A 15,665-nucleotide genomic window follows, 5' to 3' on the forward strand; every position below is an offset into this window, starting at 1 on the left:
TTAAAACGCCGCGCGTGAATCTGAAACGAACGCGAGAAAAATTTGCTCTCTGCCCCTTGCCGAATGCGATTTGAGAGCATGCTTACGATGAGGGGCGTTATTGAGGTTTGCCGGCGACAACAACTGCAAATAGCAATCGACAACACTTCCGGCCGAACGCTCAACGCCGCGGGCCGGATTGCATTTGATCCGGCAGCAATCGTCATTCCCCGATGCAAGCGAACCGGCCACGGTGCCGAAGATGAAGAAATGTGATGGAACCCTTAGCGCAAACATCCACGGACGAAGAAGACGATTATATCAAGGAAATTGCCGGCCTGAAGACGCAGTTCGATATCTTCCGGTTCATGAAACGCGTGACCGAAGCCTATCGCTGCCGCGCCTTCATGGTTCTCAATCTGCCGCCGATCACATCCCTCGATCTTCAGGGCAATACCGTCATCACCAGCTGGCCGGCCGAGCTTCTGGCGCTTTACGATCAGGAGGGGTTGATGGTGAACAGCCCGGTTCTGCGGCGGCTGAGAACATCGGCGCGACCCTTCTCTTACGACATGTCGCGGCAGAACTGGTCGCGCGACGACGGTAAGTCCGACCTCGTCGTCGGGCTGTTCGAACGTTTCAGGATGACGCGCTGCGCCTATTTCCCGACGCATGAACCGTCCGGTCTGCGCGGTGCCGTCTCCTTCGCCGGCGATCGTGAACCCTTCAGCCCGGCCGAGATGCGCGAGCTTTGCTATATCGCCATCCACGTCTTCGACAGGCTTGCCGAGATTCGCAACCTCGATACCCGCGTGACCGATGCGCTGACCGACCGGGAGATCGATTGCCTGAACTGGACGGCGGCGGGCAAGACGAGCGCCGAAATCGCCGAAATCCTGGTGCTGTCCGAGCATACGGTCAATCATTACCTCAACCGCGCCACCAAGAAGCTCGACACCGTCAACCGCACCCAGGCCGTCGCCAAGGCGCTCAGGATCGGCCTGATCAAATAAGTTGCAAAGACGGCGATAGACTCTAGCCGGGCCGCTTAGCGCGTAGGCAGATCGGCACGCCGTCCCGCCCCTTGCGCCTGCTTTTTCCATCTGGCACGCTTTCTGCATCTCTTATGCCAGAGGTCCAGAGGGGACTTTGCTGACCAGCGCCAGGAAATGGCGCGGCCGACACACCGCTGCCCGACGCCGATGCCGCTTCTCTCCTGGGCCCTCGGCGTCGGCGGTGGTTGTTGCCTTTCGGCACCGCTTCTTGCGCAGCTGTTCACGATTTCGTCTTGCCGCTCACTTTTTTCTGGCCTTTTTTTCGGCTTGCGCTAGTTCGCCCCGCATTGCGCCGGTTCTCGGGGAGAGAGACCGTTGCGGCCATCAGGGCGAAAGCCCGGCGGACTTGATGGCCGCAACGGATTTCGAACCGGCCGGCGTTTTTCAAAGCCGGCAAATCGATTTTCCTCTCGCTGATTTTGTTTGGCGAAGACGTGCGCCTCCACTATCTGTGATCCAAGAAGAAGCAGTGAGGGTGGAATGACCGACGTCACCAAGGAACAGGTTCTCGAAACGCTGAAGACCGTGCGCGGACCGGATCTCGAGCACGATATCGTCGCGCTCGGCATGGTCTCGGATGTGTTCATCTCCGACGGCAAGGTCTATTTCTCCATCACAGTCCCGGCCGAGCGCGCCAAGGAGTTGGAGCCGATGCGGCTCGCTGCCGAGCGCGTCATCAAGGAAATGCCGGGCGTCAAGGGCGCGCTCGTCACGCTGACGGCGGACCGGAAAGCGGCGGCCGCAGCACCCGCTGCGCGCCCGACGCCAAACCCGCCGCATGGCCATGCCGGTCATGATCACGGCGGCCATGATCACCAGCATCACGCCCCTGCGCCCCAGCAACAGGCGCCGCGGGCCGGCAAGATCGGCGTTCCCGGCATCGGCGCCATCATCGCCGTCGCCTCCGGCAAAGGCGGGGTCGGCAAGTCGACCACCGCCGTCAACCTGGCGCTCGGCCTGCTTGCCAACGGCCTTCGCGTCGGCATTCTCGATGCCGATATCTACGGCCCCTCCATGCCGCGGCTCCTGAAGATTTCCGGTCGCCCGACGCAGATCGACGGCCGTATCATCAATCCGATGGAGAATTACGGCCTCAAGGTCATGTCGATGGGCTTCCTCGTCGACGAGGAGACGGCGATGATCTGGCGCGGGCCGATGGTTCAGTCGGCGCTGCTGCAGATGCTGCGCGAAGTCGCCTGGGGCGAGCTCGACGTCCTCGTCGTCGACATGCCGCCCGGTACCGGCGATGCGCAATTGACCATGGCCCAGCAGGTGCCGCTTGCCGGCGCCGTCATCGTCTCGACGCCGCAGGATCTCGCTTTGATCGATGCCCGCAAGGGCCTCAACATGTTCCGCAAGGTCGAGGTGCCGGTGCTCGGCATCGTCGAGAACATGAGCTATTTCATCGCCCCCGATACCGGCACCCGTTATGACATCTTCGGTCACGGCGGCGCCCGCAAGGAAGCTGAGCGCATCGGCGTGCCCTTCCTCGGCGAAGTGCCGTTGACGATGAATATCCGTGAAACCTCCGACGCCGGCACCCCGCTCGTCGCCTCCGATCCGAACGGTGTCGTTGCCGGCATCTATCGCGGCATCGCCACCAAGGTCTGGGAGCAGCTCGGCGGCCAGTCCCGGCGCCCAGCGCCGGCAATCGTCTTCGAATAGCGCGGGCCTGCCGGAACTGCACGGCATGACGGCACGGGAAGGCCAGGCGCCGAATCACCGCTGCGATCACGCCGATTGTGGGGGAAACGTGGTGAAAAGCCGCGCTTCACGGAAGATGTCTTGATTATTTCACGGCTTTGCTTCATATGCCGCGGCGCCATGATGGCGTTGCTGCAGATGCTCAATGACGGTCGTCTTCGTTTCGAAGATTCCGGCCCGCCTGCAAGATCGAAGGATTGGTAATTGCGATGCGGTGGAGCACAATGCGCATGCTGGCCTTGAAGGCTGGATGCAGCAGGAGTTTTATGAACTTTCTTGAACCGCTTCCGTTTGGATATGGGACGAGCCGCCCTCGCATCGCCGCGATGGCGGCACGGAAAGGCTTTCGATGATGGCGATGAGCACGAAGTGTCGTGAGCATCGGAGACGCTGCCGGTGATCACCGCTTACAGTTCCAGTTGCAAGTCGGTCGAGGTCCGCGACCTGTCGCAGCCGGCATCCCTTCCCAAGGATGTCGTCTGGATCGACATGATCGAGCCGACCCGCGAAGAGGAGCTTTATGTCGAGAAGGTTCTCGGCATCGAGGTTCCGACCCGCGACGACCTCAAGGATATCGAGCCTTCCGCCCGCCTCTACGTCGAAAACGACGCCGTCTTCATGACCGCCTCGCTCGTCTGGAAAGCCGATACCGACGCGCCGACCCTGACCGATGTCGCTTTCATCCTGGCCGGACACCGTCTCGTCACCATTCGTTACGCCCATCCCAAATCCTTCGCGCTGTTCATCGCCGCCCTTCACCGGCTGCCGGAAAACTGGCGCAGCGGCGCAGCCCTTCTCGCCAAGCTGCTCGAGACGATTGTTGATCGCACCGCGGAAATCCTCGAGATCTCCGTTTCGCGCATCGACATCCTGTCGACGCATGTCTTCGGCGACCGGGCGAAAAAGGTGCGCAAGCCGTCGAACTACCTTGAGGAAAAGCTGCGCGATATTGCCGGTCATCACCGCATGATCAGCAAGCTGCGCGACAGTCTCGGTTCGCTGTCCCGGCTGCTGACCTTCTTTCACACGATCCCGGCGATCCAGCAGGACCGCGAGGCCAAGGAGCTCTGCCGTACCGTTTCGCGCGATATCCAGTCGCTGTCGGAGCACGCGTCTTTCATCGCCGCCAACATCACCTTCCTGCTCGACGCCTCGCTCGGTCTGATCAATATCGAGCAGAACTCGATCATCAAGATTTTCTCGATCGCCTCGGTCGTGTTCCTGCCGCCGACATTGGTCGCCTCCGTCTATGGCATGAATTTTCAGGTCATGCCCGAACTGGCCTGGACGGCCGGCTATCCCTATTCGCTGGCTTTGATGGTGATATCGGCCGTCATCCCCTTTTTCTTTTTTCGCTGGAAAGGCTGGCTCTGAGGAGCCTGTGAAATTTCATGTCCGAAGAGAGCCATCCGCACGACCGCCATATGACGCCGCGCAAACTGTTCTATCTCGCGCTCGGTTCCGTCGGCGTCGTCTACGGCGACATCGGGACGAGCCCGCTCTATGCGTTTCGCGAGGCGCTGAAGCCGGTCGCCCATGACGGCGTCACCCGGTTCGAGGTCATCAGCCTGATCTCGCTGATGATCTGGGCGCTGACCATCATCGTCACCATCAAATACGTGCTTTTCCTGCTGCGCGCCGATAACGACGGGGAGGGCGGCACGCTGTCGCTGCTCGCCCTTTTGATGAAGACCGCCAACGGCCACACCGCTCTCCTGATGCTGCTCGGGCTGATGGGCGCGGCGCTGTTCCTCGGCGATGCGATGATCACCCCGGCGCTTTCAGTGCTGTCGGCCGTCGAGGGTCTGAAGCTCGTCACACCTAGTCTGGCGGACTATATCGTGCCGATCTCGGTGGTGATCCTGGCGCTGCTCTTTGTCGTCCAGTCGCGCGGCACCGGCGCCGTCGCCAAATTCTTCGGGCCGATCACCGCGGTCTGGTTCATTGTCATGGCCGCCGCCGGCATTTCCCATATCTCGGATGATTTCGGCATCCTCGCCGCCTTCAATCCCTATTATGCCGTCAGCTTCCTGCTGCACGAGGGCTTCTACGGCGTCGTCGTGCTCGGCGCCGTCTTCCTGACGGTGACCGGCGCCGAAGCGCTATATGCCGATCTCGGCCATTTCGGCCGCCGCCCCATTCAATGGGCCTGGTTCGCTCTGGTGTTTCCGGCGCTGACGCTGAACTATCTCGGCCAGGGCGCTCTCGTGCTCGGCCGGCCGGAGACCATGTCCGATCCCTTCTATCTGATGTATCCGCAATGGGCGCTGCTGCCGGTCGTCATCCTGGCCACCGCTGCGACGATCATCGCCAGCCAGGCCGTCATCACGGGCGCCTTCTCGCTGGTGCGCCAGGGCATCAACCTCGGCTTCCTGCCGCGCATGGAAATTCTCTTCACCTCGGAAACGAATACCGGGCAGATCTTCGTGCCGTCGGTCAATGCCGTGCTGTTCTTCGGTGTCATCTTCCTGGTGTTGAGCTTCAAGACCTCGGACGCGCTGGCGACCGCCTACGGCATTTCCGTCACCGGCGCCATGGTCGTCACCTCGATCATGGCCTTCGAATTCGTCCGCGCCCGCTGGAACTGGTCGCTGCCGGTTGCGGTGATCGCGCTTGCGCCGCTGGTCGTGCTCGAAATGATCTTCCTCGGCGCCAATCTTTTGAAGATCCACGACGGCGGTTATATCCCGATCCTGATCGCCACCGCCTTCACCGTCGTCATGTGGACCTGGCGCCGCGGCACGGCGATCCTGATGGAAAAGACCCGCCACACCGATATTCCGCTCGCCTCCTTCGTCAGTTCCATCGAGCGCAAGAGCGAGCATTCGCCGGCCCAGGTTCCCGGCACGGCGATCTTCCTGACCAGCGATCCGGAATCCGCACCCGCCGCCCTCTTGCACAATCTCAAGCACAATCACGTGCTGCACGACCGCAACGTCATCCTGACGATCCGCACGGTCAACAAGCCGCGCGTGCCGAGCCACGACCGTTACAAGGTCGAGCAGATCTCCGAGCGCTTCTCGCGCGTCGAACTGCTGTTCGGCTTCATGGAATCGCAGAATGTTTCGCAGGCCCTGGCGACGCTGCGCAAGACTGGGCTGAAGTTCGACATCATGTCGACCTCCTTCTATCTCGGCCGCCGCAAGCTGGTGCCGGACGCCAAATCAGGCATGCCCTATTGGCAGGACCGGCTCTACATCGCCCTTGCCAACGCCGCCGCCAATCCCTCGGACTACTTCCGCCTGCCGGCAAACCGCGTGGTGGAACTGGGGTCGCATGTGATTATTTGACGGGTGCGGCGACATTCCCGACACGCGTGTCTGCGCTGTCTGGCTGCTTCCGCCAACTGGTCCTCCGTCAGGCTCGGCCCTGAGCCGAGCATCCATACGGCACCCACCAGCAGCCGCGGCATGGATCCTCGGCTCAAGGCCCAGGATGACGGAGATTGGGGATGCGTCCCTGTCAAACAAGCCACATTAGAACATGCAAAACTACGCATAGCCACATTCCGGCACGGCCCGTTAACCGGACGTCAAGGTTAATGAGAGATTTTCGGTGGAATGTTCCCGCGTTCCATGCCCGGAGTTGGTGTTGCGTCGAAAGAGCTCTTCCCGTAGCAAGCTGCGTCTTCCCGAGAACTGGGTATCGCCTGTAATCTTCGGGCTCGCAGCCTGGCTGATCTTCCCGAGTGTCGCCTCCCACGCCGATCTCGCCACCATGCTCGCCGGTCTCGATCGTGAAGGCGAGAGCTGGCGCATGGTGCTGACCAACTCTCCGGCCGGCTCCATCCATCAGGCCGAACTCGCTTTTGCCGATCCTGAGGTGACGGGTTCGATTTCGTCGGGCGCCGGCATGGTGCTGCCGGATGGCCGTAAGGTTGCTTTTACTGCCAAAGACAAGGGCCACGAGGACACGCCGGACGAGGATCGCGTCAATCGCGCCATGAAGAAGAGCCGCATCGTCGCCGTCGAAAAAATGCAGCCGCCGAAGGATTTTTCCGCCGGCTCCATCCTCGAGCGCACCAGGATGCTGTTCACCCCGAGCTTCGATCTCAACGAAAGGTCGGCCTTCGTCAAGCCGAAGATCCAGGGCAAGGAAATCGAGATCGCTACGTCTTTCTATAAGAAGCGGCCGGTGATCGAGGATAATGGCGTGCCGGCGATGCTCGCAAGCCTCGTCACCAGCAACAAGGCCGATGTGCTGGCCACGGCCTATGCGCCGGCAGCACCCGATTATTCCCGCCAGTCACCCTTCGATTCGATCCTGACCGAGCCGGACAGCGGCCGCTTCGTCCCCGAAATCGGCCCGCGCGATCACGCCTGGGCCGCAAGCGTGCTGCCGGCAAGCGTTTTTTCCGCCCGTGAGCAGCAATGTCTTGCCTCCGGCATCTATTTCGAGGCGCGTGGAGAATCGGTGAAGGGCCAAGCGGCCGTCGCCCAGGTCATCCTCAACCGCGTCCGCAATCCTGCCTATCCGAAGAGCATTTGCGGCGTCGTCTATCAGAACGAGGACTGGCGCAACCGCTGCCAGTTTTCCTTCGCCTGCGACGCCATCAAGGACAGGGTGAACTCGGAATATCACTGGCGGGTCGCCCGCGACGTGGCGATGGCGGTGACATCAGGCAAGATCTGGCTGCCGCAGGTGGGCTCGGCGACCCACTACCACGCCGTCTACGTCCGCCCGAAATGGGCAAAGACCATGGAAAAGGTCGGCCGCATCGGCCTCCACGTCTTCTACCGCACCTATGGCGGCGGCTGGAGCTGAGATAAATCGTCCGGGTCCGGTCGATTTCCGGCCCCGAAAAGCGGATTCTTTCCGTCGAATTTGCTCGATCGGCCTTTGAGCGCTTTATCCATTTGATTCGACAGGATTATTTTCTCGCTGGACAGAAGCTGTCTACGCCTTGACTATACTAATCCCTAAAACTATGTTGCGCGCGACTTCAGAACGGGCCGGAAGGGTCTCAACCTTCGCGTCCGGGGTCCGAATGACCGGGGTAGCGGGAGTGCGGGCGACGGGCAGGCGAGGAGAGATCCATGGCGGACGACCGCGAGGAAAGTCTTGAAAAGCGCCGTGCGCAATTGGGAGCGGAACTCGCAACCAAGCGCGCTGAGGCGGGAGTGGAACACGCAAACGAGGCCCAAGCCGAGGTAAGCCGCAAAGGTTATGCCCAGGCGATGAAGCTTTCCAGCGAGTTCATTGCCGCCATTGTCGTCGGTGCCGTCCTTGGCTATCTCCTCGACCGTTTTGTTGGCACGGCGCCTTGGGGGTTGATTGTTCTTCTGCTTCTCGGATTCTGTGCCGGCGTTCTGAACGTGCTGCGTTCTGCGGGGGTGGTGGCCCATCCCCTGGACGACAAGGACGACAAAAAATAAGGACCGGTCCCGGTCCCGTGCAATGACCCCGCGTCCTGCGGGCCAAAGAGAGAGAACAAGCGGTGTCTAACGATCCGACTCATCAGTTCCTGATCCAGAAGATTGTCCCGATCGAAGTCGGCGGAATTGATTTTTCGTTCACCAACGCCTCGCTGTTCATGGCCGCTTCGGCTGCCGTTGCCGTCGGCTTCCTCTATTTCGCGACGTCGAACCGCGCCATCGTGCCGGGCCGTTCGCAGTCGGTCGCGGAAATGTCCTATGAATTCATCGCCAATATGCTGAAGGAAGGCGCGGGCAAGCAGGGAATGAAGTTCTTCCCGCTGGTCTTCTCGCTGTTCATGTTCGTGCTGACGGCGAATCTGCTCGGTATGTTTCCCTATTTCTTCACGGTGACGAGCCAGATCATCGTCACCTTCGCGCTGGCGATCCTCGTCATCGGCACGGTGCTGGTCTACGGCTTCTATAAGCACGGCTTCCACTTCCTGAATGTCTTCGTGCCTTCGGGCGTGCCGGGCATTCTGTTGCCGCTGGTCGTCGCGATTGAAATCATTTCCTTCCTGTCCCGTCCGATTTCGCTCTCTGTTCGTCTTTTTGCGAACATGCTCGCCGGTCACATCACGCTGAAGGTGTTCGCAGGCTTCGTCGCCTCGCTTGGAGCCCTCGGTGCCGTCGGTGTCGGCGGAGCCGTTCTTCCCCTGATCATGACCGTCGCCCTGACCGGTCTCGAGTTCCTCGTCGCCTTCCTCCAGGCTTACGTCTTTGCGGTGCTGACTTGCATGTACCTCAATGACGCGATCCATCCGGGCGGGCACTAAGGATAACGACATCGACGTCAAAGGGCGTCAGTCATTCGCCGCAACAACCATTTCAAAGGAGTTCAACATGGAAGCGGAAGCAGCAAAGTTCATCGGTGCAGGTCTGGCTTGCTTTGGTATGGCCGGTACGGCTCTCGGCCTCGGCAATATCTTCGGCAGCTACCTCTCCGGCGCTCTGCGCAATCCGTCTGCCGCTGACAGCCAGTTCGGCCGTCTGGTATTCGGCTTCGCCGTTACGGAAGCTCTGGGCATCTTCTCGCTGCTCGTCGCTCTCCTCCTGCTCTTCGCCGTCTGATATCGGCGGATAGATGGATCACGGCCTGCCACCGCAAGCCGTGATCCTTTGCATTTGCAGTCCACCTGGAGGTGAGCATGTTTTTTGTGACCCCGGCTTACGCTGAAGAAGCACCGGCGGCAGCGACTGGCACGGATGCGCATGCCGCTCCGGCCGCAGGCGAGGTCCATACGGAGACCGGCGTTGCCGAAGGCGAACACGCCCGCGGCCCGTTCCCGCCTTTCGATTCGACGACCTACGCATCCCAGCTGCTCTGGCTGGTGATTACGTTCAGCGTCTTCTACCTCCTTATGCAAAAGGTCATCGCGCCGCGCATCGGGGCCATCCTCGATCAGCGTCACACGCGCATCTCCCAGGACCTGGAAGAAGCAGGCCGCCTGAAGGCGGAAGCCGACGCCGCCGTCCAGACCTATGAAGGCGAGCTCGCCGCTGCCCGCGCCAAGTCGAATGCGATCGGCTCGGCCGCCCGCGACGCCGCCAAGGCCAAGGCCGAAGAGGATCGCCGCGCTGTCGAGGCGAGCCTGTCGGAAAAGATCAAGGCTGCCGAAGTCCGCATCGCCGACATCAAGGCGAAGGCGTTCGCCGATGTCGGCACCATCGCCGAGGAAACGGCGGCTGCCGTCGTCGAACAGCTGATCGGCGGCACTGCTGCCCAGGCTGATGTCGCCGCCGCCGTCGCGGCCGCCAAGAAGGAGGCTTAAGCGATGGAATTTCATCTTGACGCGACTTTCTTCGCTTTTGTTGGCCTCGTCCTGTTCCTGGCGCTGGTCGTCTACCTGAAGGTTCCCGGCATGATGGCACGGTCGCTTGATGACCGCGCCGATCAGATCCGCAACGAGCTGGCTGAAGCCAAGCGTCTGCGCGAAGAGGCCCAGCACCTGCTCGCCGAATACCAGCGCAAGCGCAAGGAAGCGGAAGCCGAGGCGGCTCACATCGTTGCCGCCGCCGAGCGCGAAGCTGAGATGCTGACCGCCGATGCGAAGAAGAAGACGGAAGAATTCGTCGCCAATCGCACGGCGCTCTCCGAGCAGAAGATTCTGCAGGCCGAGGCCGAAGCGATGAAGGCGGTCCGTTCCGCCGCCGTCGATCTGGCGATCGCCGCCGCCGAAACGGTGCTCGCCAAGCAGGCCGACGCCAAGGTCCAGTCCGAACTGTTCGGCAATGCCGTCAGCCAGGTCAAGACGCGGCTCAACTGAGCGGTATCGAATGGAATGAGGAAAAGGCCGGGCATGTCCCGGCCTTTTTTGTTGTTGAGTGGCCCCGTTCGCCGCGTTGTTTCCATGCGGGCGGAATTCACTGATCATGCGAAATCCGGCCGAGCAGATCATCGCCAGCCCCTCATCCGCCTGCCGGCACCGACCGGGGTCGAGCCACGGGTCTCGACCCGTCCTTCGGACCCCCGCTTGCGGGGCGAAGGGGATGTGCCGCGAGCTTTCGGTCCCTCTCCCACTCGCGCAGGGCACGTCCCCTCGCCCCGTTTACGGGGAGAGGGCTAGGGTTAGGGCTAGGGTCAGGGGCCGCCATCGGGTGTGGAACGGACAGCCGCAGGCTCGTGCCGGTTGAGCAGGCCTATTCCGGGATCAACTCATCCATCTCGGGCCCGTCCTCGCCCTTGCGCAACGGCCGGAAACTCATTCGGTGCAGGGAGCACGGGCCGTGTTTCTCGATGCCGGCGCGGTGCTGCGCGGTGCCGTACCCGGCATGCGCGGCGAAGCCATAATCCGGAAAGACATTGTGGGCGCGCGCCATCATCCGGTCGCGTGTCACCTTGGCGACAATCGAGGCGGCGGCGATCGAGACCGAACGGGCGTCGCCCTTGACCACAGCCTGCCCGGGACAAGCGAGGCCGGGCGGCACGTCGAGGCCGTCGGTCAGCACGTAGCTTGCCGGAACGGCAAGACTGCAGATGGCGCGGCGCATGGCGTCGAGGCTTGCCTTGCGGATATCCGTCTCATCGATGCGCGTCGAGCTGGAAGAGGCGATCGAGACGGTCGCGGTCGCGAGAATCTGCACGAACAATTCCTCGCGCCGCTGCGCCGAAAGCTGCTTGGAATCGTTGAGGCCCTCGGGGATGCGCTTCGGATCGAGGATGACGGCGGCGGCGACGACCGGCCCGGCAAGCGGCCCGCGGCCGGCCTCGTCGGCCCCTGCGACAGGCCAGTGGCCGGCCTTGCGGGCTTTGAGCTCCAGGCGGAAATCCGGCACGAGCGGAGCCGTGTCGAACAGCAGGGGAGAATCGGGTGACGTGCGAGGTTTCATGCGGCTGAACCTCGCACGCCAACCCGATTTCCCGCAAGTCCCCGGATCAGGGCGGCGGGCCGGGGACGGTCCGGCGGATGGTGGCGGTCAGGGCCATCCGCGGAATTGCGCTCGGGGCTCGAAAACAGGGCGGTTTCCCGAGGGCCGATGCGCAAATTTTCTAAATCAGAGCAGCGACAGCTGGATGCCGCTGCCATCCGGCGGCACGAACAGATCGTCGCGCAGCGGCAGGCCGCGTCGCGTCAAGCCGAAGCGTCTCGCTGCCATTTCGAAGCGCCGGGCGATCTGCCACGCATAGGGACCGGCGCCCTTCATGCGCTTGCCGAATTCTGCATCGTAATCCTTGCCGCCGCGCATCGAGCGCACCAGCGACATCACATGCCGGTAGCGATCGGGATAATGCTGCAGCAGCCAGTCGCGGAACAGCGGGCTCACTTCGAGCGGCAGCCTGAGGATGACATAGCTCGCCTCGACGGCGCCGGCCGCCTTGGCCGATTCGAGGATACGCTCCAGCTCGTGATCGTTCAGCGCCGGGATCAGCGGGGCGGCCATCACAGCCGTTTGGATCCCAGCTTCCGACAGCGTGTGAATGGTCTCCAGCCGCCGCGGCGGCGTGGCGGCGCGCGGCTCCATCGTCCGGGCAAGCTTGCGGTCGAGCGTGGTCACGGAGATACCGACACGCACCAGGTTCTTCGCCGCCATCTCCTGCAGAATGTCGAGATCGCGCAGGATCATCGCCGACTTGGTGACGATCGAGACCGGATGGTTCGCCTTGTTCAAAACCTCGAGAATGCCGCGCATGATGCGCCATTCCTTCTCGACCGGCTGATAGGGGTCGGTATTGGTGCCGATGGCGATCGCCCGCACCTTGTAGCCCGGCTTGGCGAGTTCCCGCTCCAGCAGCTTTGCCGCATCCGGCTTGGCAAACAGCTTCGTCTCGAAATCGAGCCCCGCCGAAAGCCCCATATAGGCGTGCGTCGGCCGGGCGAAACAATAGATGCAGCCATGCTCGCAGCCGCGATAGGGATTGATCGAGCGGTCGAAGGCGACGTCGGGCGATTCGTTGCGGGTGATGGCCGTGCGCGGCTTTTCGATCTGCACCTCGGTCTTGAACGGCGGCAGCTCTTCCAGCGTCTGCCAGCCATCATCAAAAGTCTCCCGCTGCAGCGCCTCGAAGCGGCCGGTCGGGTTCAGTCCTGCGCCGCGCCCGCGTCGCCGCTCGCCCTCGACCCTCAGCCCGGAGGACACGATCATCGCATCGGCAATATCTGCCGTATTGGCAGGCGCGAATGCGGCCTGCCCTGCCAGGGACTGCTCTCTCATCGGATTCTCCCGCAGCGGGAAGCGATCGCCTCCGCCCGTTTTGATGATTAAATTCCTATCGGCAAATTGAGAACAATGCAAGAACAAAATGCGGAAAACGCCGCTGGCAAAAATTTGTGCGGCGCATTATGAGTAGGCGATGTTGACGGTTGTTCTCGAATGTCAGGATCAGGAATCCGAGCTGGCCCAGACCCTGTCGGTCTTGGTGGCAGGCGCGGTGGAGGGGCTCGTCGGCGATGTTGTCGTGCTCGATCATGGCTCGCGCGACGGCACGTCGCGGGTCGCCGACGCGGCCGGCTGCCGGTTTCATTCGCAGTGGGATATCAAGGAAATCATCGGTTCCGCCCGCGGCGACTGGCTGCTTTTCATCGAGCCCGGTGCACGCCCGCAGGCGGGCTGGATCGACGAGATTGCCGAATATATCGCGCTCAACAAGCTGCCGGCGCGCTTCACCGCCTCGCGCGGTTACCGGCGCCCGTTTTTCGAGCGCATCGGCCGCGCCACCCCGCCGCTGGAACTTGGCCTGCTGCTGCCGAAAAGCCAGGCGCTGGCCGCTGCCAGGAGCGGCATGTCCCTTGCCGCATTCGTCAAGGGCCAGAAGCCGCGCAAACTCGCCAGTGAATTGATTCCGTCCTGGGTGGCGCGCGCCGCGCGGTGAAGGATTTTTCTCCATCTTCCTCTGGGCTTGACCACGCGTGTCTAGTTGGCGCCGAAAACTGCCCCTCACCCTAACCCTCTCCCCGTTCTGACGGGGAGAGGGGACGTGCCCTGCGAGAGGCTGGAGAGAGACGGAGAGGTCGCGGCATGGTCCCTTCGCCCCGCAGGCGGGGAGAAGGTGCCGGCAGGCGGATGAGGGGCTGCTCTCGCCCGGATCGCCTTCGCAGAAGCATCCCCACATCGCGCAAAAAATGGCGCCCGATCAGATTTCGCGCTATAATTCGTGGATGGCGCCGCCGAAGCGCCGCGCTTCGCAACGGATGGCCATGGAATGCCGGTGGACGGCAGAACAGGTCGGCGAAAATCTCCTCTTCTGCCGGGTTTCCGGCGAAAGGAGGTGCGTCATGACCCGCCATATGCTTTACGGTTTTGTGGCCGTCATATCGGCGATGTTGATGATCGCGCATCCGCATTCGGCAGCATCGCAGGCGATGCTCAGTTGCGCAGGCCGATCCGACGTCGTCAAATTCCTGGACACGAATTTTGCTGAGAAGCTGACAGCGGTCGGGCTGGTCAACGAGAACGCCATCCTCGAGGTCTATGCCGCCGAAAGCGGCACCTGGACGCTCGTCGTCACGGATGTTCACGGTGTAAGTTGCATCCTGCTGTCGGGTGACAGCTGGGAAACGATGCCGTCTCTGCCAGGCCTTGCGACCTGAAGAGTGTCGTGATCGTTCGGATTGGCTTCTGGCGAAATTCTATTTCTTGGCGCCGCGTTTCAGATGCTCGTCGAGACGCGGCATGATCTCGACGAAGTTGCACGGCGTGCTGCGGTAGTCGAGCTGCGCTTTCAGGATGCCGTCCCAGGCATCCCGGCAGGCGCCGGGCGAGCCCGGCAGAGCGAAGATGAAGGTGGCGTTGGCGACACCTGCCGTGGCGCGCGACTGGATCGTCGCCGTGCCGATCTTGTCGTAGGAAATGCGGTGAAAGACGGCGGAAAAGCCGTCCATGCGCTTTTCGAACAAGGGTTCCAGCGCCTCGGGCGTCACATCGCGGCCGGTAAAGCCGGTGCCGCCTGAGGTTATGACGACATCGATGTCGTCCCGTTCGGTCCAGGCCTTGACCTGCGCGGCGATTGCGTCCCGGTCGTCAGGCACGATCGTCCGGTCGACCAGCCGGTGACCCGCCTCAGTGATCCGCGCCGCCAGCGTATCGCCGGATTTGTCGGTTTCCGGCGTGCGGGTATCCGAGACGGTGAGAATGGCGATGCCGACGGCGATGAACGGCCGCTTCTCGTCCAGACCTGCCATTACATGCCTCCCGAAACCGTTTCCGTCGCCTGGACATACCAGTCGGGCCGCTCGCCGTGAAGAGCTGCCGCCGCCTCTTGCGCCGCCGTCATTGTCGAAAAGATCCCGAAGCAGGTGGCGCCGGAGCCGGACATGCGGGTGATGAGCGCGCCGTGCGCCTGCAGCATCTGCGAGATCACGGCAATCTCCGGCACCAGTTCGTGCGCTGGCGGCTCCAGATCGTTGCGGGCCGATCCGATCGCCGTGAGCCAGTCGCCGGTCGCGGACAAGCTGCGAGCGAGATGCAGGGCCGGATTGTTCTTTGCCGCCAGCCGGCGGAAGACCTCAGGCGTCGAAACGCCCTTCAGGGGATTGGCGAGCACCATGGCGAAGGCCGGCAGATCCGGCACGGCTTCGATTCTTTCGCCGATGCCGCGGGCGATCAGCGGCCGACTTTCAAAACACATCGGCACATCGGCGCCGAGCGTCAGCGCGAGGCGGGCAAGCGCCTCCGCCGGCAAACTCATGCCCCAGAGCCGCATCAGCCCGCGCAGCGTCGCGGCCGCATCGGCCGAGCCGCCGCCGATGCCGGAAGCGATCGGCAGGTTCTTTTGCAGATGGATATGCACCGGGAAGGCGAGGGCGCCGACCTGCTCGCGCAGGAGATCGCGGGCCCGCAACACCAGATTGCCGCCGTCTCCGGCAAGCGACTCGCCGAAAGGGCCAGACAGCGTGAAAGCGTCGGCCTGTGCAGGCAGGAAACCGAGCCGGTCGCCGCAATCGGCGAAGGTCACCAGCATATCGAGCAGATGGTAGCCATCCGGCCGCTGGCCGGTCACATGCAAAGCGAGGTTGATCTTCGCGCGCGCCACTTCGGTGGCGCCGAAGGCCTCGGCCAAGCCGGCTTCAGGCAT

The 15,665-nt window shown here is 62.5% G+C and carries 17 protein-coding genes; 13 read left to right on the forward strand and 4 right to left on the reverse strand.

Going from position 1 to position 15,665, the window contains the following annotated elements; genetic code table 11:
• Nucleotides 1-254 precede the first annotated feature (254 nt).
• The 11 genes from EFD56_RS23005 (at nucleotide 255) to EFD56_RS23060 (ending at nucleotide 10,419) form a co-directional block, all read left to right on the forward strand.
• On the forward strand, nucleotides 255-992 hold the full coding sequence (locus tag EFD56_RS23005; RefSeq protein WP_010004958.1) for a LuxR family transcriptional regulator: 738 nt from the start codon (nucleotides 255-257) through the stop codon (nucleotides 990-992).
• Nucleotides 993-1,514: 522 nt separating this feature from the next.
• A complete protein-coding gene (locus EFD56_RS23010; RefSeq protein ID WP_085741886.1) occupies nucleotides 1,515-2,699 on the forward strand; it encodes an Mrp/NBP35 family ATP-binding protein in 1,185 nt (394 codons plus the stop codon).
• Nucleotides 2,700-2,883: 184 nt separating this feature from the next.
• Nucleotides 2,884-3,018 carry a hypothetical protein gene (locus tag EFD56_RS33490; protein ID WP_016734653.1) on the forward strand — a complete coding sequence of 45 codons (135 nt, stop codon included), beginning with the start codon at nucleotides 2,884-2,886 and terminating at the stop codon, nucleotides 3,016-3,018.
• A 116-nt stretch (nucleotides 3,019-3,134) separates the two neighbouring features.
• Nucleotides 3,135-4,112, forward strand: coding sequence for a magnesium transporter CorA family protein (locus tag EFD56_RS23020; RefSeq protein WP_037118801.1), 978 nt, complete (start codon nucleotides 3,135-3,137; stop codon nucleotides 4,110-4,112).
• A gap of 17 nt (nucleotides 4,113-4,129) precedes the next feature.
• A complete protein-coding gene (locus tag EFD56_RS23025) occupies nucleotides 4,130-6,028 on the forward strand; it encodes a potassium transporter Kup (RefSeq protein ID WP_004680422.1) in 1,899 nt (632 codons plus the stop codon).
• A gap of 265 nt (nucleotides 6,029-6,293) precedes the next feature.
• Nucleotides 6,294-7,502 (forward strand): cell wall hydrolase, encoded by a 1,209-nt coding sequence (locus tag EFD56_RS23035; protein WP_184336947.1) that lies wholly within the window; start codon nucleotides 6,294-6,296, stop codon nucleotides 7,500-7,502.
• Between the two features lie 272 nt (nucleotides 7,503-7,774).
• On the forward strand, nucleotides 7,775-8,113 hold the full coding sequence (locus tag EFD56_RS23040) for an AtpZ/AtpI family protein (RefSeq protein WP_004675822.1): 339 nt from the start codon (nucleotides 7,775-7,777) through the stop codon (nucleotides 8,111-8,113).
• Between the two features lie 62 nt (nucleotides 8,114-8,175).
• Nucleotides 8,176-8,928: a F0F1 ATP synthase subunit A gene (locus EFD56_RS23045; RefSeq protein ID WP_010004512.1), complete on the forward strand. Its 753-nt coding sequence runs from the start codon at nucleotides 8,176-8,178 to the stop codon at nucleotides 8,926-8,928.
• 67 nt (nucleotides 8,929-8,995) lie between these two features.
• Nucleotides 8,996-9,223: a F0F1 ATP synthase subunit C gene (locus tag EFD56_RS23050; protein ID WP_003588243.1), complete on the forward strand. Its 228-nt coding sequence runs from the start codon at nucleotides 8,996-8,998 to the stop codon at nucleotides 9,221-9,223.
• Between the two features lie 77 nt (nucleotides 9,224-9,300).
• A complete protein-coding gene (locus EFD56_RS23055) occupies nucleotides 9,301-9,924 on the forward strand; it encodes a F0F1 ATP synthase subunit B (RefSeq protein WP_004675823.1) in 624 nt (207 codons plus the stop codon).
• A gap of 3 nt (nucleotides 9,925-9,927) precedes the next feature.
• Nucleotides 9,928-10,419, forward strand: coding sequence for a F0F1 ATP synthase subunit B (locus EFD56_RS23060; protein ID WP_004675824.1), 492 nt, complete (start codon nucleotides 9,928-9,930; stop codon nucleotides 10,417-10,419).
• 373 nt (nucleotides 10,420-10,792) lie between these two features.
• Here EFD56_RS23060 and EFD56_RS23065 read toward each other — a convergent pair whose 3' ends face one another.
• Nucleotides 10,793-11,482 (reverse strand): ribonuclease HII, encoded by a 690-nt coding sequence (locus tag EFD56_RS23065; protein ID WP_085741888.1) that lies wholly within the window; start codon nucleotides 11,480-11,482, stop codon nucleotides 10,793-10,795.
• Between the two features lie 165 nt (nucleotides 11,483-11,647).
• Entirely contained in the window at nucleotides 11,648-12,805 is a 1,158-nt protein-coding gene (locus tag EFD56_RS23070) for a PA0069 family radical SAM protein (RefSeq protein ID WP_016734649.1), read from the reverse strand.
• Nucleotides 12,806-12,944: 139 nt separating this feature from the next.
• Here EFD56_RS23070 and EFD56_RS23075 point away from each other — a divergent pair, with 139 nt between their 5' ends.
• Together EFD56_RS23075 and EFD56_RS23085 are read left to right on the forward strand one after the other, a co-directional pair.
• Nucleotides 12,945-13,463 (forward strand): glycosyltransferase family protein, encoded by a 519-nt coding sequence (locus tag EFD56_RS23075; protein WP_085741889.1) that lies wholly within the window; start codon nucleotides 12,945-12,947, stop codon nucleotides 13,461-13,463.
• 403 nt (nucleotides 13,464-13,866) lie between these two features.
• The gene (locus tag EFD56_RS23085) at nucleotides 13,867-14,181 is read left to right on the forward strand and encodes a hypothetical protein (RefSeq protein WP_004672614.1); all 315 of its coding nucleotides are present in this window, start codon (nucleotides 13,867-13,869) and stop codon (nucleotides 14,179-14,181) included.
• Between the two features lie 39 nt (nucleotides 14,182-14,220).
• Here the strand turns inward: EFD56_RS23085 and moaB are convergent, their stop codons facing one another.
• Both moaB and EFD56_RS23095 read right to left on the reverse strand, forming a co-directional pair.
• A complete protein-coding gene (moaB, locus tag EFD56_RS23090; protein ID WP_037143686.1) occupies nucleotides 14,221-14,772 on the reverse strand; it encodes a molybdenum cofactor biosynthesis protein B in 552 nt (183 codons plus the stop codon).
• A complete protein-coding gene (locus EFD56_RS23095; protein WP_085741890.1) occupies nucleotides 14,772-15,665 on the reverse strand; it encodes a 4-(cytidine 5'-diphospho)-2-C-methyl-D-erythritol kinase in 894 nt (297 codons plus the stop codon). Before EFD56_RS23095 ends, moaB begins: the two co-directional genes overlap by 1 nt.

Source organism: Rhizobium phaseoli (genome assembly GCF_003985125.1).
GTDB lineage: Bacteria > Pseudomonadota > Alphaproteobacteria > Rhizobiales > Rhizobiaceae > Rhizobium > Rhizobium phaseoli.